This window comes from Paraburkholderia lebeckiae (assembly GCF_014201005.1).
Classification (GTDB): Bacteria; Pseudomonadota; Gammaproteobacteria; order Burkholderiales; family Burkholderiaceae; genus Paraburkholderia; species Paraburkholderia tuberum.
The window spans coordinates 561,507-582,496 of record NZ_JACHDK010000002.1 but is presented as its reverse complement, the minus strand read 5'-3'; the positions used below and the strand labels follow the sequence as shown (position 1 = coordinate 582,496).

The 20,990-nt window shown below is 64.9% G+C and carries 16 protein-coding genes; 13 read left to right on the top strand and 3 right to left on the bottom strand.

Annotation, left to right across the window (positions count from 1 at the left end):
• Nucleotides 1–155 precede the first annotated feature (155 nt).
• Together ligA and def are read left to right on the top strand one after the other, a co-directional pair.
• Nucleotides 156–2,219, top strand: a complete 2,064-nt coding sequence (ligA, locus tag HDG39_RS05895) for an NAD-dependent DNA ligase LigA (RefSeq protein ID WP_184003991.1) — start codon at nucleotides 156–158, stop codon at nucleotides 2,217–2,219.
• Nucleotides 2,219–2,752 (top strand): peptide deformylase, encoded by a 534-nt coding sequence (gene def, locus HDG39_RS05890; protein ID WP_184003989.1) that lies wholly within the window; start codon nucleotides 2,219–2,221, stop codon nucleotides 2,750–2,752. The genes ligA and def overlap by 1 nt, the downstream gene beginning before the upstream one ends.
• Before the next feature lie 96 nt (nucleotides 2,753–2,848).
• Here def and HDG39_RS05885 read toward each other — a convergent pair whose 3' ends face one another.
• The 3 genes from HDG39_RS05885 to map are packed head-to-tail and all read right to left on the bottom strand — an operon-like array spanning nucleotide 2,849 to nucleotide 8,541.
• Nucleotides 2,849–5,035, bottom strand: coding sequence for a pseudouridine synthase (locus tag HDG39_RS05885; protein WP_184003987.1), 2,187 nt, complete (start codon nucleotides 5,033–5,035; stop codon nucleotides 2,849–2,851).
• Nucleotides 5,036–5,041: 6 nt separating this feature from the next.
• Nucleotides 5,042–7,621 (bottom strand): [protein-PII] uridylyltransferase, encoded by a 2,580-nt coding sequence (locus HDG39_RS05880; RefSeq protein WP_026225316.1) that lies wholly within the window; start codon nucleotides 7,619–7,621, stop codon nucleotides 5,042–5,044.
• Between the two features lie 29 nt (nucleotides 7,622–7,650).
• Nucleotides 7,651–8,541 carry a type I methionyl aminopeptidase gene (gene map / locus HDG39_RS05875; protein ID WP_311665558.1) on the bottom strand — a complete coding sequence of 297 codons (891 nt, stop codon included), beginning with the start codon at nucleotides 8,539–8,541 and terminating at the stop codon, nucleotides 7,651–7,653.
• 475 nt (nucleotides 8,542–9,016) lie between these two features.
• Here map and rpsB point away from each other — a divergent pair, with 475 nt between their 5' ends.
• The 11 genes from rpsB to lpxD all read left to right on the top strand — a co-directional run bounded on the left by rpsB (nucleotide 9,017) and on the right by lpxD (nucleotide 20,940).
• Nucleotides 9,017–9,769, top strand: coding sequence for a 30S ribosomal protein S2 (gene rpsB / locus HDG39_RS05870; protein ID WP_018417646.1), 753 nt, complete (start codon nucleotides 9,017–9,019; stop codon nucleotides 9,767–9,769).
• Between the two features lie 218 nt (nucleotides 9,770–9,987).
• A complete protein-coding gene (gene tsf / locus HDG39_RS05865; RefSeq protein ID WP_018417647.1) occupies nucleotides 9,988–10,869 on the top strand; it encodes a translation elongation factor Ts in 882 nt (293 codons plus the stop codon).
• A 222-nt stretch (nucleotides 10,870–11,091) separates the two neighbouring features.
• A complete protein-coding gene (gene pyrH / locus HDG39_RS05860; protein WP_090800588.1) occupies nucleotides 11,092–11,805 on the top strand; it encodes a UMP kinase in 714 nt (237 codons plus the stop codon).
• Between the two features lie 97 nt (nucleotides 11,806–11,902).
• Nucleotides 11,903–12,463: a ribosome recycling factor gene (gene frr, locus HDG39_RS05855; protein ID WP_013089702.1), complete on the top strand. Its 561-nt coding sequence runs from the start codon at nucleotides 11,903–11,905 to the stop codon at nucleotides 12,461–12,463.
• 62 nt (nucleotides 12,464–12,525) lie between these two features.
• On the top strand, nucleotides 12,526–13,308 hold the full coding sequence (uppS, locus tag HDG39_RS05850) for a polyprenyl diphosphate synthase (RefSeq protein WP_184003983.1): 783 nt from the start codon (nucleotides 12,526–12,528) through the stop codon (nucleotides 13,306–13,308).
• Nucleotides 13,302–14,123 carry a phosphatidate cytidylyltransferase gene (locus HDG39_RS05845; RefSeq protein WP_018417651.1) on the top strand — a complete coding sequence of 274 codons (822 nt, stop codon included), beginning with the start codon at nucleotides 13,302–13,304 and terminating at the stop codon, nucleotides 14,121–14,123. The genes uppS and HDG39_RS05845 overlap by 7 nt, the downstream gene beginning before the upstream one ends.
• An 11-nt stretch (nucleotides 14,124–14,134) precedes the next feature.
• Nucleotides 14,135–15,340 (top strand): 1-deoxy-D-xylulose-5-phosphate reductoisomerase, encoded by a 1,206-nt coding sequence (locus HDG39_RS05840; RefSeq protein WP_184003981.1) that lies wholly within the window; start codon nucleotides 14,135–14,137, stop codon nucleotides 15,338–15,340.
• Between the two features lie 7 nt (nucleotides 15,341–15,347).
• Complete coding sequence (rseP, locus tag HDG39_RS05835) at nucleotides 15,348–16,742, top strand: RIP metalloprotease RseP (RefSeq protein ID WP_184003979.1); 1,395 nt, start codon at nucleotides 15,348–15,350, stop codon at nucleotides 16,740–16,742.
• A 67-nt stretch (nucleotides 16,743–16,809) separates the two neighbouring features.
• On the top strand, nucleotides 16,810–19,122 hold the full coding sequence (bamA, locus tag HDG39_RS05830; protein WP_184003977.1) for an outer membrane protein assembly factor BamA: 2,313 nt from the start codon (nucleotides 16,810–16,812) through the stop codon (nucleotides 19,120–19,122).
• Nucleotides 19,123–19,211: 89 nt separating this feature from the next.
• Nucleotides 19,212–19,733 (top strand): OmpH/Skp family outer membrane protein, encoded by a 522-nt coding sequence (locus tag HDG39_RS05825; protein WP_026225318.1) that lies wholly within the window; start codon nucleotides 19,212–19,214, stop codon nucleotides 19,731–19,733.
• Nucleotides 19,734–19,827: 94 nt separating this feature from the next.
• The gene (gene lpxD, locus HDG39_RS05820; protein ID WP_184003975.1) at nucleotides 19,828–20,940 is read left to right on the top strand and encodes a UDP-3-O-(3-hydroxymyristoyl)glucosamine N-acyltransferase; all 1,113 of its coding nucleotides are present in this window, start codon (nucleotides 19,828–19,830) and stop codon (nucleotides 20,938–20,940) included.
• The last annotated feature ends 50 nt before the right edge of the window (nucleotides 20,941–20,990 follow it).

Below are 20,990 nucleotides of genomic sequence, written 5' to 3'. Positions count from 1 at the left end.
CGTTCTACGCGTTTTGACGACGGCCGCACGATGTGCGGCCGTCGTCGTTTCCGGCTTACGTCGCAGCGCGGCCCGCCCCGATTCAGCGATGTAAAGGGGCACGCTTCCTGCGATAATCCGATGTCCGACTTTCTTCTCGAGAAGCTTCCGACAGCATGGCCCGATCCTCCGTCCCTCCTTCTGCAACCAGCGCTCCGGCCGAGCGGGCCGTGTGGTTGCGCGCGGAACTCGAACGCGCGAACTACGCGTATTACGTGCTCGATCAACCGGACCTGCCGGACGCCGAGTACGACAAGCTGTTCAAGGAGCTGGAGCGCATCGAGGCCGAGCATCCCGATCTGATCGTGCCGGATTCGCCGACGCAGCGCGTCGGCGGCGAGGCCGCGAGCGGTTTCGAGCCGGTCGTGCACGATCTGCCGATGCTGTCGTTGAACAACGGTTTCGCCGACGAAGACATCGTCGCGTTCGACAAGCGCATCGGCGACGCGCTCGGCAACAACGCGAGCGAGCCGCCGGTCCCCGTCGACTACGCGGCCGAGCTGAAATTCGACGGCCTCGCGATCTCGCTGCGCTACGTGGACGGCGTGTTCGTGCAGGCCTCCACGCGCGGTGACGGCACAACCGGCGAGAACGTCACCGAAAACGTCCGCACGATTCGCTCGATTCCATTGAGGCTGAAGGGTAAGCGCGTGCCGCGCGTGCTCGACGTGCGCGGCGAAGTGCTGATGTTCAAGCGCGATTTCGAGCGCCTGAACGAACGCCAGCGCACCGCCGAACAACGCGAATTCGCGAACCCGCGCAACGCGGCGGCGGGCAGCTTGCGGCAGCTCGATTCGAAGATCACCGCGCTGCGGCCGCTGTCGTTTTTCGCGTATGGCATCGGCGTGCTCGAAGGCATCGAGATGCCGGCCACCCATAGCGAACTGCTCGACTGGTACAAGGAGATGGGCTTGCCGGTCAATGGCGAGCGCGCGGTCGTGCAGGGCGCCGAAGGCCTGCTCGGCTTCTTCCACGCGGTCGGCGAGAAGCGCGACAGGCTGCCCTACGACATCGACGGCGTGGTCTACAAGGTCAACCGGCGCGACGAGCAGGATGCGCTCGGTTTCGTGTCGCGCGCGCCGCGCTTCGCGCTCGCGCACAAATTCCCCGCGCAGGAAGCGCTGACGAAGCTCGTCGCGATCGACGTGCAGGTCGGCCGCACCGGCGCGATCACGCCGGTCGCGCGGCTGGAACCGGTGTTCGTCGGCGGCGCGACGGTCACGAACGCGACCTTGCACAACGAGGACGAAGTGCGCCGCAAGGACATCCGCATCGGCGACACGGTGATCGTGCGGCGCGCTGGCGACGTGATTCCGGAGGTGGTCAACGCGCTGCTCGAGCGTCGTCCGGCCGACGCGCGCGAGTTCGTGATGCCTACGCAGTGCCCGGTGTGCGGTTCGGCGATCGAGCGGCTGCCCGACGAGGCGATCGCGCGCTGCACGGGCGGGCTCTTCTGTCCGGCGCAGCGCAAGCAGGCGTTGTGGCACTTTGCGCAGCGCCGCGCGCTCGATATCGACGGCCTCGGTGAGAAGATCATCGATCAACTGGTCGAACAGAGCCTGGTCCGTACGCCGGCCGATCTATTCAACCTCGGCTTCGCGACGCTCGCGGAACTCGACCGCTTCGCCGAAAAGTCCGCGCAGAACCTGCTCGACTCGCTCGAAAAGGCCAAGCACACGACGCTCGCGCGCTTTATCTACGCGTTGGGGATTCGCCATGTCGGCGAATCGACCGCGAAGGATCTCGCGAAGCACTTCGGCTCGCTCGATCCGATCATGGATGCGTCGCTGGAGGAACTGCTCGAAGTCAACGATGTGGGGCCGGTCGTCGCCGAATCGATCCACCAGTTCTTCGCCGAGGACCACAACCGCACGGTGATCGAACAGCTGCGCGCGCCGGGCAAGGTCACGTGGCCCGAGGGGCCGCCCGCGCCGAAGGCGCCGCAGGGCGTGCTGGCCGGGCAGACGGTCGTGCTGACCGGTACGCTGCCAAACCTGTCGCGCGAGGACGCGAAAGAAATGCTCGAGGCAGCCGGCGCGAAGGTGGCGGGGTCGGTATCGAAGAAAACCGGTTACGTGGTGGCGGGGGCCGACGCGGGCAGCAAACTCGCGAAGGCGGAGGAACTTGGCATCCCCGTACTCGACGAAGATGGTATGCGCAAGCTCCTGGAGGGGCACTGATGATTCACGACATTCTGAAGATGGGCGATCCGCGCCTGCTGCGAATCGCCGAGCCGGTCGCTCACTTCGATACGCCCGAGCTGCACCGGCTCGTGGAAGACATGTTCGAGACCATGCACGCGGCGAACGGCGCGGGTCTCGCCGCGCCGCAGATCGGCGTCGATCTGCAGGTGGTGATCTTCGGCTTCGGTTCGAACGAGCGCTATCCGGACGCGCCGCCGGTGCCGGAGACGGTGCTGATCAACCCGACCATCACGCCGGTCTCGCAGGACATGGAAGAAAGCTGGGAAGGTTGCCTGTCGGTGCCGGGACTGCGCGGCGTGGTGAGCCGGTTTTCGATGATCCGTTATCACGGCTTCGATCAGTTCGGCAATCCGATCGACCGGGTCGCCGAGGGTTTTCACGCACGGGTTGTGCAGCACGAATGCGATCATCTGATCGGCAAGCTGTATCCGATGCGGATTACCGATTTCTCGAAGTTCGGCTTTACCGAGGTCCTGTTCCCGGATCTCGATACGAATAGCGACGACTGACACAGCTGCCGCCAACAAAAAACCCACGCCAAAGTGCGTGGGTTTTTTGTTGTGCCGATGCGCCCGCTCTCAGCAAGGAGGCGCATGGGACGGACCTCAGAACGACTCGTCTTCCGACAGATAGCGCCACTGTCCCGGCGGCAGCGCGCCGAGCATCACCTGGCCCATGCGCACGCGCTTCAGGCCTACCACCTCGAGACCGACCAGTTCGCACATGCGGCGAATCTGACGCTTCTTGCCTTCGCGCAGCACGAAACGCAGCTGCTCGCCGTTCTGCCAGCTGACCTGCGCGGGCTTCAGCGCGACGTCGTCGAGCGACAGGCCGTGGCGCAGCAGCGCGATTTTTTCGGCCGGGAAATGGCTTTCGACGTCGACAGTGTGATCGCCGTAGGCGACGCGCACCAGATACTCCTTGTCCACGTCCGAATGACCGCCGATCAGTTGCTTCGCGATGCGGCCGTCCTGCGTCAGCACGAGCAGGCCCGTCGAATCGATGTCGAGACGCCCGGCCGGAGCGAGTTGGCGCAGATGCGACGCCGAGAAGCGGATCCCCGAATGGTCGCCTTCCCAGCGATTCTCCGGCGTGACGAGCGTGATGGCCGGCTGATAGCCGTCCTCCGCCTGGCCCGACACGAGCCCGACCGGCTTGTGAACGATCACGGTCACCTGGCTCGACTGAAAGGCTTCGGCGGCCGGGTCGATGTCGATGCGCTGATCCGGGAACACCTTCGTGCCGAGCGTATCGACGCGCTCGCCGTCGACCATGACCCAGCCTTTCTCGATCCATTCGTCGGCCTCGCGACGCGAGCACATGCCGAGCTTGGACATCAGCTTCGACAGACGCAGCATGCCCGGCGCGTCTTCGCGATCGCGGCGAGGCGGGTGGGGGGTGTCGATGGTGCTGTCGACGGGGCGGGCGGTTGCTGATGCCGAGGCGCGCGGCTTGGCGGCGCGGGCTGGTCGGTCGTCGCCGAAGCGGCGGTTCGCGGCCGGCAACGTGTCGTCGAAGCTGCGCGCAGGGCGCTCGCGACGCTCGGTGCGCTCGCCGTAGCCGCCTTTTGCCGGCTTCGCGAAGCTGCGCTCGCCGCGCTCGCCTCGATCGCCACCGCGACGCTCCTGCGGCTCACCGCGATCGTTACCGAAGCGCGGACGGTCGGCGGCCTCGCGCTCCCGGCGCACCGGACGATCGCCACGCGCGCCGCCTTCCGGCGGCCTGCCTGTGCCTGGGCGCGGACCGCTGAACGGACGGCGTTCGCCGGCGTCGCGGCCCGGTGCGCGCTCACCAAAACTGCGCGGTGCGCGCTCGCCGCGCTCCGCATTGCCCTCGAAACGACGCGGCGCGCGTTCTGCACGCTCGCCGAATTCGCGCCGAGGAGCGCGTTCGCCACGCTCAGCGCTGCCCTCGAAACGACGCGGCGCGCGTTCGCCACGCTCGCCGAATTCGCGCCGAGGAGCACGTTCGCCACGCTCAGCGCTGCCTTCAAAACGACGCGGCGCGCTTTCAGTCCGTTCGCCGAAATCGCGCCGAGGCGCCCGTTCGCCACGTTCAGCGTTGCCTTCGAAACGACGCGGCGCGCGGTCAGTCCGTTCGCCGAATTCGCGCCGAGGCGCGCGTTCGCCGCGCTCGGCGCTGCCCTCGAAACGACGCGGCGCGCGTTCGCCACGCTCGCCGAATTCGCGCCGAGGAGCACGTTCGCCACGCTCAGCGCTGCCTTCGAAACGACGCGGCGCGCTTTCAGTCCGTTCGCCGAAATCGCGCCGAGGCGCCCGTTCGCCGCGTTCAGCGTTGCCTTCGAAACGACGCGGCGCGCGGTCAGTCCGTTCGCCGAATTCGCGCCGAGGCGCGCGTTCGCCGCGCTCGGCGCTGCCTTCGAAACGACGCGGCGTGCGTTCAGTCCGTTCGCCGAAATCGCGCCGAGGCGCGCGTTCGCCACGCTCAGCGCCGCCCTCAAAGCGACGCGGCGCGCGCTCTCCGCGATCGCCTCGCTCAGCCGCACCTTCGAAGCGGCGCGGTGCGCCCGCGGCAGCCGTGCCCCGTTCGCGCACGCCCGACCCTTCGGCACGCGGCGCGCGTGCACCGGCGCCAGCCGGCTTCGCGCCGACCGGCCGCTTCGCGCCACCACCCGTCGATGTCGCGCCTTCACGCTTCGCGCCGGCCTCGGCCTCGAATGGCTTCGGCCGCGCTGGACGGGTCGGCTTACGCGCCGACGCGCTGCCGGGGCGGACAGGGGCGCGTTCGGACGACGCCGGCCGCGGATGTTTTGCTGTTAATTTGGTTCGCATGAAATCTCACACTGCAATCGCGCGCAGCAGTTCGGTCTCGACCTGAATTTGCAGGCGGTTGTCTGACAGGCTGTGTCCTTCGAGCAGGAACACGTCCTCGACGCGTTCGCCGAGCGTATTGATCCGCGCCGAGGCGACGCCGACCCGGTGCTCGGCCAGCACGCGCGCGATTGAATAAAGAAGGCCCGGCCGGTCGTTCGCCGACACGGACAGGATGTAGTATTGGCCGCGCTCATCGGCCCGCAGGTCGACGCGCGGCGTAATGGGGAAGGTGCGCGACAGCCGTGACAGCCGGCCCTTCGACGGTCCCGGCAGCAAGGTGCCGTGGCCCGCGAGGCGCGCGGTCAGCTCCTGCTCGACCAGATTGGCGATGTCGCGATAGTGCACGTCCTCTTCGGTGTGCGCGACGAGGAAGTTGTCGAGCGCGTAGCCGTGGCGCGTCGTGCTGACGCGCGCATCGAGCACCGACAGGCCGTTGCGGTCGAAATACGCGCAGATGCCCGCGAACAGATCGGGCTGGTCCTTCACGTAGACGAGCACCTGCAGCGCCTCGCCGATCGGCGACGGTCGCGCGCGTACGAGCGGCGTCGGCGTTTCGACGTGGCGATACAGCACGCGCGTCTGCCACGCGATGTCCGCCGCGTCGTGGCGCAGGAAATAGCCGACGTCCAGCTTGTCCCACAGCGCCCGTTGCGCGCCTTCCGGCACGGTTTCGAGACGCAGCAGCGCGAGCGCCTCTTCCTGGCGCGACTTCAGCTCGGAATGCTCGTCCGGCTGGGCACCGCCAAGCACGGCGAGCGTGGTGCGGTAGAGGTCTTCGAGCAGCTTGCCTTTCCACGTGTTCCAGACCTTCGGGCTGGTGCCGCGGATGTCGGCGACGGTCAGCAGATAGAGCGCGGTCAGGCGGCGCTCAGTGCCGACCAGCTCGGCGAAGCGCCTGATCACTTCAGGGTCGCTCGTGTCCTGCTTCTGCGCGACCTGGCTCATCGTCAGATGCTGCTGCACGAGCCACACGACCAGCTCGCCATCCTCGCCTTCGATGCCGTGCTGGCGGCAGAAGCGCCGTGCGTCGGCCATGCCCAGCGTGGAATGATCGCCGCCGCGGCCCTTCGCGATGTCATGAAACAGCGCGGCCACGTACAGCACCCACGGCCGGTCGAAGTTGACGATCAACTGGCTGCAGAACGGGTATTCGTGCGCATGCTCGGCGACCGCGAAGCGGCGCAGATTGCGCAGCACCATCAGAATGTGCTGATCGACCGTGAACACGTGGTACAGGTCGTGCTGCATCTGCCCGACGATGCGCCGGAAATTCAGCAGATAACGCCCGAGCACGCTCGTCTGGTTCATCAGCCGGAACGCATGCGTGATACCGGCCGGCTGCTTCAGAATTTCCATGAAGAGCCGGCGATTTTCCGGATCGCGCCGCCAGTGCTGGTCCATCACGTCGCGGGCGTTGTAGATCGCGCGCAGCGTGCGCGCCGACAGACCCTTGACGCCGGGGGTGCGCTGGTATAGCAGGAACGCCTCGAGGATCGCGTTCGGCTCGCGCTGGAACACGTCGTCGGAGGCGATTTCGAGCATGCCCTGCTTTTCGACGAAGCGATCCGACAGCACGCGCGTGATGCCGCTCGTGCTCGGAAACAGCTGCGCCTCGATGTTCTGGATCAGGATTGTCGCGAGTTGCGTGACCGCTTTCGCGGCCCAGTAGTAGCGGCGCATCAGCTGCTCGCTCGCGCGCTTGGTCGCGGTCGGCTTGAGGCCGAAGCTTTCCGCGACCGGCGTCTGCAGGTCGAACACCAGGATGTCCTGGCGGCGCCCGGCGATCACGTGCAGCCGCGCGCGCAGCGACTTCAGGAAGCCTTCGTTGTGGCGCAGCTCGCGCGCCTCGCGCTCGGTGATGAGTCCGCGCGCTTCGAGTTCGCGCCAGCTGCTGCCGAAGCCAGCCGCCTGTGTGATCCACAGGATCAGCTGCAGGTCGCGCAGCCCGCCCGGGCTTTCCTTGATGTTCGGCTCGAGCGCGTAGGGCGTGTCCTGAAACTTCGCGTGACGCTGGCGCATTTCGAGCACCTTCGCCTGGAAGAACGCCTTCGGGTCGAGCGCCGCACGGTAGCGCCGAGCGAAATCGTCGAACAGTGCGGCGCTGCCGGTGATGCGGCGCGCTTCCAGCAGCGAGGTACGCACCGTGACGTCGTTGGCCGCTTCCTCGAGGCATTGCGAGACGCTGCGCACGCTGCTGCCGAGTTCCAGCCCGAGATCCCACGCGAGGCTGATGAAGCGCTCGATGCGCGCGTCCAGATGCTCGAGCCGCGCGTCGGGCAACAGCACCAGGATGTCGATGTCGGAGTGCGGCGCGAGTTCGCCGCGCCCATAGCCGCCGACCGCGACCAGCGCGAGGTCGTCGGGCAGCTCGCAGGTGTCCCAGGCGGCGCGCAGCGAATGGTCCGTGGCGCGCGCGAGGGCGGCCATCAACGCGTCGACGTTGGTGGCCGTTCGGAAGCGTTCCAGCAACTGGGCTTTGGCCACTTTGTAGTCCGCCTTGAGCGACGAGGCATGGGAGGGGGCGACGGCTGGAACGCTACTCATTGGCAGGAAGGCGGTGAGGTCGGAATCGGTCAGGCCGTGGCCGCGACCACGGGCGGACGCGCGGGCGTGCCGGCCGACACGGTCAGCACGTCGTAGCCGGTCTCGGTGACGAGCACCGTGTGCTCCCACTGCGCCGACAGGCTGCGGTCCTTGGTCTTGACGGTCCACTGGTCGGGCATCGTGCGGATGTCACGGCGGCCGGCGTTGATCATCGGCTCGATCGTGAAGATCATGCCGGCCTGCAGTTCGAATCCGGTGCCGGGGCGACCGTAGTGCAGGATCTGCGGATCTTCGTGGAATACGGTGCCGATGCCATGTCCGCAATATTCGCGCACCACGCTGTAGCCGAGGCCTTCGGCGTGCTTCTGGATCGCATAGCCGATGTCGCCGAGATGCGCGCCGGGTCGCACCTGGTCGATGCCGAGCCACATGCATTCGAAAGTGGCTTGCACGAGGCGCTTTGCCATGATCGACCCGTCGCCGACGATGAACATGCGGCTCGTGTCGCCGAAATAGCCGTCCTTGATCACGGTGACGTCGATGTTCAGCGCGTCGCCGGTTTTGAGCGCCTTGTCGCCCGGAATGCCGTGGCAGATCACGTCGTTGACGGAAATGCAGGTGGCTTTCGGGTAGGGCGGGTAGCCGGGCGGCTGGTAATTCAGCGGCGCGGGGACCGTGCCCTGGTCCTTCAGCATGTATTCGTGACACAGACGGTCGAGCTCGCCAGTGGTGACGCCGGCCTTGACGAACGGCGTGATGTAGTCGAGCACTTCGCTCGCGAGCCGGCAGGCGACGCGCATCTTTGCGATATCGTCTTCGTTTTTGATGGTGATAGCCATGGTTTCCTCGGAAGCCTTGCTGGATAAGGCTTGCTGGGTGTTGCGGTGGCCTGGCGGAGGGGCGTATGCCGGGAACGGAATGCCGGTCGATCCTTAACGATCCCTCGCGCGTGGCGGAATCGAGCCATTTTACAGCAGTGGGGGCCGGGTCGTTGCGCTGGATCGGCCGGCAATGGGCTAAAAGCGGCCAGAATCGGCTAAATGGCGGCCCAAAGGACGCCAGGCCGGGCTTCGGGCCCAGCGGCGCGGTCCCGTGCGTAGGCTCATCGGCCGCTGGTCGGGCCGGTTGAGTCAGCCGGTCGTCGCGTGCTATAATCTTTGGCTAAGTCGGTCCTAGTCCGCTTTTATTCGCGAGTCCGCAAATTCGCGCATGGCAGCTTGGCGGAACGGCTTCTCGCGGCACTCCGGTTGCTGGTGTCGTGAGTGAGAGAAAGTCGTGTCAGGCAACCAATTCGCAAGCCGGCGCACCCAGGGTGTCGACGCGTTCCAGCCCAAGTCAGGGCGAGCGCGACCGATGCGGCAGTCGGCTTAAGACCCAACCCTCGTGGAGAATTTCATGGCAGTTACGATGCGTCAAATGCTGGAAGCAGGTGTCCACTTCGGTCACCAGACCCGCTTCTGGAACCCGAAGATGGCCCCCTTCATTTTCGGTCATCGCAACAAGATTCACATCATCAACCTCGAAAAGACGCTGCCGATGTACAACGACGCGCTGAAGTACGCGCGTCAGTTGGCATCGAACCGCGGCACGATCCTGTTCGTCGGTACGAAGCGTCAATCGCGCGACACGATCGCCCAGGAAGCGCAGCGCGCTGGTATGCCGTTCGTGAACGCACGCTGGCTCGGCGGCATGCTGACCAACTTCAAGACGCTGAAGGTTTCGATCAAGCGCCTGAAGGACATGGAAGCGGCGCTGGAAGCCGGCGAAACGGAGCGCATGAGCAAGAAGGAAGCGCTGCTGTTCGAACGCGAGATGGCCAAGCTGCAGAAGTCGATCGGCGGCGTGAAGGATATGGGCGGCATTCCGGACGCGATCTTCGTGGTTGACGTCGGCTACCACAAGATTGCCGTGACCGAAGCGAACAAGCTCGGCATTCCGGTCATTGCCGTGGTCGATACGAACCACTCGCCGGAAGGTGTGGACTACGTGATCCCGGGTAACGACGACGCCAGCAAGGCCGTCGCTCTGTACGCGGCTGGCGTGGCCGACGCGATCCTCGAAGGCCGTGCTAACGCGGTCAACGAAGTGGTCCAGGCTGCACGTGGCGGCGACGGCGACGAGTTCGTCGAGGTCAACTCGGAAGCGTAAGGCTGCCCAGTGTCCGGCACAAAAGGGGGCTTTCGACAGGCCCCCTTTTTTTAAGCCGCGACGTCTATGACAGTTGTCGTAACGGGCATCTGGCAGAGTATTCGAGGCGACGCGCGGCGCGTCGCTCGCAAAAAATGCGCGAAAACGCTGAAACGAATTCCTGCCGCCGGCATCGAAATGCGGGCGGCGTGTGACAGACAGAACTCAAGGAGCAAATGATGGCGGCAATTACCGCAAGCATGGTTGCAGAACTGCGCGCGAAGACCGACGCGCCAATGATGGAATGCAAGAAGGCGCTGACGGAAGCCGACGGCGATCTGGCGCGTGCTGAAGAACTGCTGCGAGTGAAGCTCGGCAACAAGGCGAGCAAGGCGGCATCGCGCGTGACGGCCGAAGGCGTCGTCGCATCGTTCATCAACGGCAACGCTGGTTCGCTCGTCGAGTTGAACTGCGAAACCGACTTCGTCTCGAAGAACGACGACTTCCTCGCGTTCTCGAAGAAGGTCGCCGAACTCGTCGCGACGCAAAACCCGGCTGACGTCGCTGCGCTGTCAGCCCTGCCGCTCGACGGCCAAACCGTCGACGCAGTGCGCCTCGCGCTGGTCGGCAAGATCGGCGAAAACCTGTCGATTCGCCGTTTCGTGCGCTTCGACACCGCGAACAAGTTGGCGGCGTACCTGCACGGCACGCGCATCGGCGTGCTGGTCGAGTACACCGGCGCGGACGAGCAGGTCGGCAAGGACGTGGCGATGCACATCGCCGCGATGAAGCCGGTGTCACTGTCGTCGGACGACGTGCCGGCGGACCTGATCGCCAAGGAACGCAGCATCGCTGAACAGAAGGCCGCCGAATCGGGCAAACCGGCGGAAATCGTCGCGAAGATGGTCGACGGCAGCGTGCAGAAGTACCTGAAGGAAGTGTCGCTGCTGAACCAAACGTTCGTGAAGAACGACAAGCAGACGATCGAGCAGATGCTGAAGGCGGGCAACTCAAGCGTGCAGAAGTTCGCGCTGTTCGTGGTCGGCGAAGGCATCGAGAAGAAGCAGGACGACTTCGCCGCGGAAGTGGCCGCCCAGGTCGCTGCTGCAAAGCAACAATAAGCGTTACCTAAGCTTCACCGCCGTACCGTTTGGACCCGCGGCGAGGCAAGACCTCGCTGCGGTCGGCAGCGCCACAAGGCCGCGCACGAGTTGACCCTCGCCGCGCGGCCGCCGCTGGCGAACCCCAGGGTTCGCCAATTTGGCGGTGCTTGCCCGAATCAGCATTTCACCCCTACATTAGTCCCTTGTTGTTGCCCTGTTCCGCGCGATCTGGATACCCCTATGCCCACTGCCTATAAACGCGTCCTGCTCAAACTCTCCGGTGAAGCTCTGATGGGCGACGATGCCTTCGGCATCAATCGCGGAACCATCGAACGAATGGTGGCGGACGTGGCCGAAGTGGTCCGTCTCGGAACGCAACTGGCCGTGGTGATCGGCGGCGGCAACATTTTTCGCGGCGTCGCGGGCGGTGCGGCGGGTATGGACCGCGCAACGGCCGACTACATGGGTATGCTCGCCACGATGATGAACGCGCTGGCGCTTCAGGACGCGATGCGCCACGCCGGCATCGAGGCGCGCGTGCAATCGGCGCTGCGCATGGACCAGGTCGTCGAGCCGTACATCCGGCCCCGCGCGATCCGCCAGCTCGAGGAAGGCAAGGTCGTGATCTTCGCGGCCGGCACCGGCAACCCGTTTTTCACGACCGACACGGCCGCTGCATTGCGCGGCGCGGAAATCGGCGCGGAAGTGGTGCTGAAGGCGACCAAGGTGGACGGCGTCTATTCGGCCGATCCGAAGAAGGATTCGAGCGCGACCCGCTACAGCACGATCAGCTTCGACGAGGCAATCGGCCGCAATCTGCAGGTGATGGACGCGACGGCTTTCGCTCTGTGCCGCGACCAGAAGCTGCCGATCCGCGTGTTTTCGATCGTCAAACCCGGTGCGCTCAAGCGCATCGTGCTAGGTGAGGACGAGGGCACCCTCGTCCACGTATAAACTTCGTTTACATTACGTGGGCTTTGACGCGAGCCCGGGCCGCCGCATCGAGCGTGCCGGGCGGCTCGCACCGTTTTGAAGGTTCGGAGGTTTAAAAATGTCTGTGGCTGATATCAGGAAGGGCGCTGAACAGAAGATGCAGCGCTCCATCGACGCGTTCAAGAACGACCTGTCGAAGATCCGCACGGGCCGTGCGCACACGGGCCTGCTCGATCATATCCAGTGCGACTACTATGGCTCGCCGGTGCCGATTTCGCAGGTCGCGAACCTGACGCTGATCGACGCGCGCACGATCGGCGTGCAGCCGTGGGAAAAGAAAATGGTCCAGGTGGTCGAAAAGGCGATCCGCGAGTCGGATCTCGGTCTGAACCCAGCTACCCATGGCGATGTGATCCGCGTACCGATGCCCGCGTTGACCGAAGAGCGTCGCCGCGAGCTGACCAAGGTCGTTCGCAGCGAAGCCGAAACGGCCAAGGTGGCCGTGCGCAACCTGCGCCGCGACGCCAACGAGCAACTGAAGAAGCTCGTCAAGGACAAGGAAATCTCGGAAGACGACGAGCGTCGTGCCGGTGACGACGTCCAGAAGCTGACGGACAAATTCGTCGCCGAAATCGACAAGCTCGTCACAACGAAAGAAGCCGAGATCATGACGGTCTGACGCCGTTCGGCTCAGCACTTTCTGATTTCCACTTCTTTACTGGCATTACTGTCCCAACGGCCATGACCTATACCAGCTCAACCGTGCGCGTGCCTGAAGTCGCCGCGGTGCCGCGACATATCGCGATCATCATGGATGGCAACGGCCGTTGGGCCACGCAGCGGCGTCTGCCCCGCGTGGCGGGCCATACGCGCGGCGTCGACGCGGTGCGGGCGGCCGTCGAGGCGTGCGCGCGGCGGGGCGTCGAATATCTGACGCTGTTCGCGTTCAGCTCGGAGAACTGGCGCCGTCCGAACGAGGAAGTATCGTTCCTGATGCGCCTGTTCGTTACCGCGCTCGAGCGCGAGATCGGCAAGCTGCACGCGAACGGTATCCGTTTGCGCGTGGTGGGCGATCTCGAGCGTTTCGACGACAAGATCCGCGATCTGATCAAGCGCGCGGAAACCAAGACCGCGCGCAACGCCCGTCTCACGCTGACCATCGCCGCGAACTACGGCGGGCGCTGGGACATCATGCAGGCCACCCGCAAGCTCGTCGAGCAAGCGGTGGCGGCGGGCAAGCCGGTCGAGGTCAACGAGGACGCGTTCGCCGAGCACCTGTCGATGGCCTACGCACCCGAGCCGGACCTGTTCATCCGCACCGGCGGCGAGCGCCGCGTCAGCAACTTCCTGCTGTGGCAGCTTGCCTACACCGAGTTCTATTTCACCGACACGTTCTGGCCGGATTTCGACGCCGACGCGCTCGGTCACGCCATCGCTTCGTACGCGGAGCGGGAACGCCGCTTCGGCCGCACCAGTGCTCAGCTTGAGCCGCAATCGCAGAACGTCGATTCGCTTCCATGCTAAAGACCCGTGTCATCACGGCGATCGTGTTGCTGGCAGTGTTCCTGCCTGTCACGCTGTTCGCGCCTGTCGGCGCATTCGGCGCGCTGATCGCTTTCGTCGTCGTCTTCGCCGCGTGGGAGTGGGCGCGCCTGCTAAAGCTCGGCGGCGCGGGTCCGGTGCTGTACGCGCTCGTCGCGGCACTCGGACTCGTCACCAGTACGCGGGTGGGCATCGGCACCGAGCCTGCGCGGCCGTTCTTCCAGGCGGCGTCGATTTTCTGGGTGATCGCCGGTCCGTTCGTGCTGCTGCGCAAGCCCGTGCTCGCGCAGGGCGCCTGGCGCGCCTTTCTGTTTCTTGCCGGAATCGTCGGTTTCATCGCGTGCTGGCATGCTCTCGTCGCTGCGCGCATGCAGGGTGTGCCGTTCGTGCTGTCGCTGCTGCTGTTGGTATGGCTCGCCGATATCGGCGCATACTTCTCCGGGAAGGCATTTGGCAAGCACAAGCTGGCGCCAGCCATCAGTCCGGGTAAAACCTGGGAGGGGGCGATCGGCGGCTGGCTGCTGGTCATGATCGTCGCGGCGGCGGCGATCTTTTTGCACGCGTTCGAGCCGACCCTGTATTCTGCGCTGCTGGCGCAACTGGGTGCGCTGCGCACGGTGCTCGCGCTGACCCTGCTGGTGGTTTTCAGCGTGGTCGGTGACCTGTTCGAATCGATGATGAAACGCCAGGCCGGCGTCAAAGACTCGAGCGGACTGTTGCCGGGGCACGGCGGCGTGCTCGATCGCATCGACGCGTTGTTGCCGGTGCTGCCGCTCGCCATGCTGCTGCTCGGCTAGAGAAAAGAGATATGCAAAAAAGTCTGACATTGCTCGGTTCCACGGGCTCGATTGGAGACAGTACGCTCGACGTGGTCGCGCGTCACCCCGAGCGTTTTTCGATTTACGCGCTGAGCGCGCATCGCAACGGCGACAAGCTCGTCGGGCAATGCCTGCGCTTTGCGCCCGAAGTGGCGGTGGTCGGCGACGCCGACACGGCCGCGAAGGTCGCCGCGAAGCTTCGCGAAGCGGGCAGCAAGACCGAGGTCACGTACGGGCCGCAGGCGCTCGTCGACGTGGCGAAGAGCGAGGGCTGCGACACGGTGGTCGCGGCGATCGTCGGCGCGGCCGGTCTCGCGCCGAGCCTTGCCGCGGCGCGCACCGGCAAGCGCATCCTGCTCGCGAACAAGGAAGCGCTGGTGATGTCCGGCGCGATCTTCATGGACGCGGTGCGCGACAACGGCGCGGTGCTGCTGCCGGTCGACAGCGAACACAATGCGATTTTCCAGTGCCTGCCGCGCGAAGCGTCGCTGCATGGCGGCGTCTCGAAGATCATCCTGACCGCGTCGGGCGGTCCGTTCCGCACGCGCGAACCGGCCACGCTGGTCGACGTGACGCCTGACGAAGCCTGCAAGCATCCGAACTGGGTGATGGGCCGCAAGATCTCGGTCGACTCGGCCACGATGATGAACAAGGGCCTCGAAGTGATCGAGGCGCACTGGCTGTTCAACCTGTCCGGCGAGCGCATCGACGTGCTGATCCATCCGCAGAGCGTGATTCATTCGCTGGTGTCGTATGCGGACGGCTCGGTGCTCGCGCAGCTCGGCAACCCCGATATGCGCACGCCGATCGCGCACGCGCTCGCGTTTCCGGATCGCGTCGATTCCGGGGTCGCGCAGCTCGATCTCGCGGAGATCGCGTCGCTATCGTTCGAAAAACCCGACTACGCGCGCTTCCCGTGCCTCGCGCTCGCCATGAAGGCGCTCGCGGAAGGCGGCGTCGCGAGCGCGGCGTTGAACGCCGCGAACGAGGTCGCGGTGGAGGCGTTTCTCGCGCGCCGCATCGGCTTCATGGCGATTGCCGAGGCGGTCGACTCGGTGCTGAACGCGTTGCCGAACCGCAGCGCGCACGCGCTCGACGACGTCATCGAAGCGGACGCCGCCGCACGCCGAGCTGCTACCGAATTCATCGCGCGTCTGCCTGACGGCGCCCGTCGCACGGAACGCGCCGTCCAGTGAGGCGCCTATGAACCTGCTGATCGAACTGCTCGCGTTCGCGGTTGCGATTGGCGTACTCGTGGTGGTCCACGAGTACGGGCACTACAGCGTCGCGCGTCTGTGCGGCGTGAAGGTGCTGCGCTTTTCGATCGGCTTCGGCAAGCCGCTCGTTCAGTGGGTCAGTCCGAAGACGGGCACCGAGTGGACGATTGCCGCGCTGCCGCTCGGCGGCTACGTGAAGATGCTCGACGAGCGCGAGACCGGCCCCGGTTCGATTCCCGAAGCGGATCTGCCGCATGCGTTCAACCGCCAGTCGGTGTGGCGGCGCTTCGCGATCGTCGCGGCCGGTCCGGTCGCGAATTTCCTGCTCGCGATCGTGCTGTTCGCGCTCGTGTTCGCAACTGGCGTGACCGAACCGGCCGCCGTGATCGCGACACCCGCGCCGAACACGCCGGCCGCGCAAGCGGGCTTCGAAGGCGGCGAGACCATCGTCGGTGTGCGCACCGGCCATAGCGATGAGACCGAGCCGGTGCGGTCGTGGTCGGATCTGCGCTGGAAGCTGCTCGGCGCCGCGTTCGATCAGCAGCGCATCGTGCTCAGTGCAAAAGACGCGCACGGCACGTCCGATTTTCCGATGGACCTGCGCGGCCTCGGCGAGAAAGACGTCGACGACGATCTGATGTCACGCCTCGGCTTCGAGCCCGGCGGCGGCAAGCTGACGGTGGCGGGCGTGCAGACGGGCAGCGCCGCGCAAAAGGCGGGGCTCGTCGCCGGCGACCGGCTGCGCGCGATCAACGGCACGCCGACCGATAATGCCTCGGCCTTCATCGCTTTTGTAAAATCGCACGCCGGCGTGCCGGTCACGCTGCGGGTGGAGCGCGGGGGCCGTGGCGGTCATGCGGCGGGCGCGCTCGAAGAAATCACCATCGTGCCGCAACTGCAGCGCGATGCGGCGAGCGGGCAGCAGATCGGCCGCATCGGCGCGGAGCTGGCGACCCAGGTGCCGTCGATCGACGTGCGCTACGGGCCGCTCGAGAGCCTCCACCTCGGCGCGCGCCGCACCTGGGATCTCGCGGTGTACTCGGTCAGGATGTTCGGCCGGATGATCGTCGGCGAGGCGTCGCTGAAGAATCTGTCCGGTCCGGTGACGATCGCCGACTACGCGGGAAAGAGCGCACGTCTGGGTCCTGCCGCGTTTCTGTCGTTCCTGGCCCTTGTCAGCATTAGCCTCGGCGTGCTGAACCTGCTACCAATTCCGGTATTGGACGGGGGTCATCTGTTATATTATTTGGTTGAAGCTGTGACCGGTAAAGTTGTCTCCGATCGCTGGCAACTCGTTTTTCAGAGAGCGGGGCTTGCCTGCATCGTCGCGTTGTCGGCGATTGCGCTGTTCAACGATCTGGCTCGTTTAATCCATTTTTAAAGTGTCCGGCGGCGTTCACGAGGGCGGCCGCCAGGCCTGATGCAGCTATACACACTGGGGAAGCACGTTGTTCAAACCTCATCGCTTTGGTCCAAAGACGGTTGTAGCCGCGGCGTTCGCCGCGCATGGGCTGGTTGCTCACGCAACGACGCCCTTCGTGGTGCAAGACATTCGCATTGAGGGATTGCAACGCGTCGAACCGGGCACGGTGTTCGCGTACCTGCCCATCAAGCAAGGCGATACCTTTTCCGACGACAAGGCGTCCGAAGCGATTCGCGCGCTGTACGCGACGGGCTTCTTCAACGACGTCAAGATCGCGACCGAAGGCAACGTGGTGATCGTGCAGGTGCAAGAGCGCCCGGCCATCGGCACGATCGACTTCGCCGGTATCCACGAGTTCGACAAGGACAACCTGATCAAGGCGCTGCGCGCGGTCGGGCTGTCGCAAGGCCGCTACTACGACAAGGCCCTCGTCGACAAGGCCGAGCAGGAACTGAAGCGCCAGTATCTGACGCGCGGATTTTACGCGGCTGAAGTCACCACGACGATCACGCCGATCGACCGCAACCGCGTCGGCATCCTGTTCTCGGTGGCCGAAGGTCCGAGCGCGAAGATCCGTCAGATCAACTTCATCGGCAACAAGACATTCAGCACCGGCACGCTGCGCGACGAAATGCAGCTGTCCACGCCGAACTGGTTCTCGTGGTACACGAAGAACGACCTATACGCGAAAGACAAGCTCACCGGCGACCTCGAGAACGTCCGCTCGTACTACCTGAACCGCGGCTATCTCGAGTTCAGCATCGAATCGACCCAGGTGTCGATTTCGCCGGACAAGAAGGACATGTACCTGACGGTCACGCTGCATGAAGGTCAGCCGTATACGATTTCGAACATCCGCCTCGCCGGCAATCTGCTAGACCGCGAAGCGGAGCTGAAGAAGCTGATCAAGATCAAGCCGGGCGACCGCTTCTCGGCCGAAAAGCTGCAGGCCACCACGAAGGCGATCGTCGACAAGCTCGGCGAGTACGGCTACGCGTTCGCGACCGTCAATGCACAGCCGCAGATCGACCAGAACAACCACACCGTCGACCTGACGCTTCAGGTCGACCCGAGCCGTCGCGTGTACGTGCGCCGCATCAACGTGGTCGGCAACACGCGCACGCGCGACGAAGTGGTGCGCCGTGAAATGCGCCAGCTCGAAAGCTCGTGGTTCGATTCGAACCGCCTCGCGCTGTCGAAGGATCGTATCAACCGTCTCGGCTACTTCACCGACGTCGACGTGACCACGGTGCCGGTCGAAGGCACGCCCGACCAGGTCGACATCGACGTGAAGGTCGCCGAAAAGCCGACCGGCGCGATCACGCTTGGCGCGGGCTTCTCATCGACGGACAAGGTGGTGCTGTCGGCGGGTATCTCGCAGGACAACGTGTTCGGCTCCGGCACGAGCCTCTCGGTGAACATCAATACCGCGAAGACGTACCGTACGCTGACGGTCACGCAGGTCGACCCGTACTTTACGGTGGACGGCATCAAGCGGATCACCGACGTCTACTACCGCACGTACCAGCCGCTGTACTATTCGACCGATTCGAGCTTCAAGATCGTCACGATTGGCGGTGACCTGAAGTTCGGCATTCCGTTCTCCGAAGTCGACACGGTGTTTTTCGGCGCGGGCTTCGAACAGAATCAGCTGGACGTCGATGCAAACACGCCGGCTTCGTATAGGCAATACGTGACTGACTTCGGCCGGGTTTCGAACAACGTGCCGCTTACGGTTGGCTGGTCGCGTGACGCGCGCGATAGCGCGCTCGTGCCAAGCCGCGGCTACTTCGCGCAGGCGAACGCCGAATACGGAACGCCGATCGGCGGCACCCAGTACTACAAGGCCGACATCAACGCGCAGTACTATTACTCGTTTGCGCGCGGCTTCGTGCTGGGCTTCAACTTCCAGGGCGGCTATGGTAACGGCCTTGGCGGTAAGCCTTATCCTATCTTCAAGAACTACTACGCGGGCGGTATCGGTTCGGTGCGTGGCTACGAGCCCAGCTCACTGGGTCCGCGCGACAAGACGACCGGCGACCCGATCGGCGGCTCCAAGCTGCTGGTGGGCAATATTGAGTTGACGTTCCCGCTGCCTGGCACCGGTTATGACCGTACGCTGCGTGTGTTCACGTTCCTGGACGCTGGTAATGTCTGGGCGGACGCGAGCACGGCAGCGACGTCGACTGGCGCAAATGGCCTGCGTTACGGCTACGGTGTGGGTCTCGCGTGGATCTCGCCGATCGGCCCGCTCAAGTTGAGCCTTGGCTTCCCGCTCACGAAGCATACTGGCGACCAGTACCAGAAGTTCCAGTTCCAGATCGGGACGGCGTTCTGATCGGGCGGCGGGTGTTCCCGGCGGCCGGCGTTGCCGGCGGCCGGCTGCGGCGGCGGACCCGGCCAAACTACAGTATCGAGAGGATGACTTTGCTAACCGGTATGTTTTCGAAACGTGTAGCGTGCGCATTGGCGCTGGCAATGACCCTCGGGGTCGGCATGGCGCACGCGCAGGAGGCGAGGATCGCCGCGGTGAATTCCGACCGCATCCTGCGCGAATCGGCGGCGGCGAAAGCCGCGCAGCTGAAGCTCGAGGCCGAATTCGCGAAGCGGGACAAGGATCTCGCCGACATGGCGCAAAAGCTCAAGTCGATGTCCGATGCACTCGACAAGAATGGCGCGACAATGTCGGCGACCGATCGCGCGCAGAAGCAGCGCGACCTGTCGCAGCTCGACTCGGACTTCCAACGCAAGCAGCGTGAGTTCCGCGAAGACCTGAACCAGCGCCGCAACGAGGAACTCGCGGCGGTGCTCGATCGCGCGAACAAGGTCATCAAGCAGATCGCCGAAACGCAGCACTACGATCTGATCGTCCAGGAAGCGGTGTACGTGAGCCCGCGCATCGATATCACCGACCAGGTACTGAAGGCACTTGCGGCATCGGGCAACTAAGGGCAATTGAGGGCAACTGAGGGCGGCGCACGGTCGCCCCGCACGTCTCGGCGCGCGCCCTCCAATGATTGAACAGGTTGGAGACAGGATAGGCATGGCATTTACGCTCGAGGACATCGTCCAGCGGTTCGGCGGTGAATTAGTCGGTAACGGGGCGCAGCACGTGGGCAGTCTTGCGCCGCTCGACCAGGCAGGCCCGGACCAGTTGGCGTTCCTCGCCAATCCGAAGTATCTGTCGCAGGTCGAAACGACCCGCGCCGGTGCAGTGCTGATCAATGCCGGCGACCTCGCGAAGCTCGCCTCGCGCGAAGCTCGAAACTTCATCGTCACGCCGAATCCCTACGCTTACTTTGCGCGCATCGCGCAAACCTTCATCGACCTGGCCGCGCCGAGGGCGGTCCCCGGCGTGCATCCGAGCGCAACCATCGATCCTTCCGCCCAGGTCGCCACGAGCGCGGTGATCGGTCCGCGTGTCACCGTGGAAGCGGGCGCGGTGATCGGCGAGCATGCGCGGCTCGACGCCAACGTCGTGATCGGCCGCGGCACGCGTGTCGGCGCGAACGCGCATCTGTATCCGAACGTGACCGTGTACCACGGCTGCAAGCTCGGCGAGCGCGTGATCGTCCACGCGGGCGCGGTGATCGGCTCGGACGGCTTCGGCTTCGCACCGGACTTCGTCGGCGAGGGCGACGCGCGCACCGGCAGTTGGGTGAAGATTCCCCAGGTCGGCGGCGTGTCGATCGCGAACGACGTCGAAATCGGCGCGAACACCACGATCGACCGCGGCGCGATGGCCGACACGATCATCGAGGAGTGCGTGAAGATCGACAACCTCGTGCAGATCGGCCACAACTGCAAGGTCGGCGCCTACACGGTGATCGCGGGCTGCGCGGGCATTGCGGGCAGCACGACTATCGGCCGTCATTGCATGATCGGCGGCGCGGTCGGCATTGCCGGACACGTGACGCTCGCCGATTACGTGATCGTCACCGCAAAGTCGGGCGTGTCGAAGTCGCTGCTGAAACCCGGCATGTACACGAGCGCGTTCCCGGCCGTGAACCACGCGGACTGGAACAAAAGCGCCGCGCTGCTGCGCAATATCGACAAGCTTCGCGATCGCATCAAAGCGCTGGAGAACGCCACCGTCGACAAAGCCGGCAATGCCACTGACGGCGCCGCAGGTCAACCCGCAGGCAACAAGATCTGACAGTTATCCCGGCGACCCATCGGCACCACGTAAAATAGTGGTCGAGCATC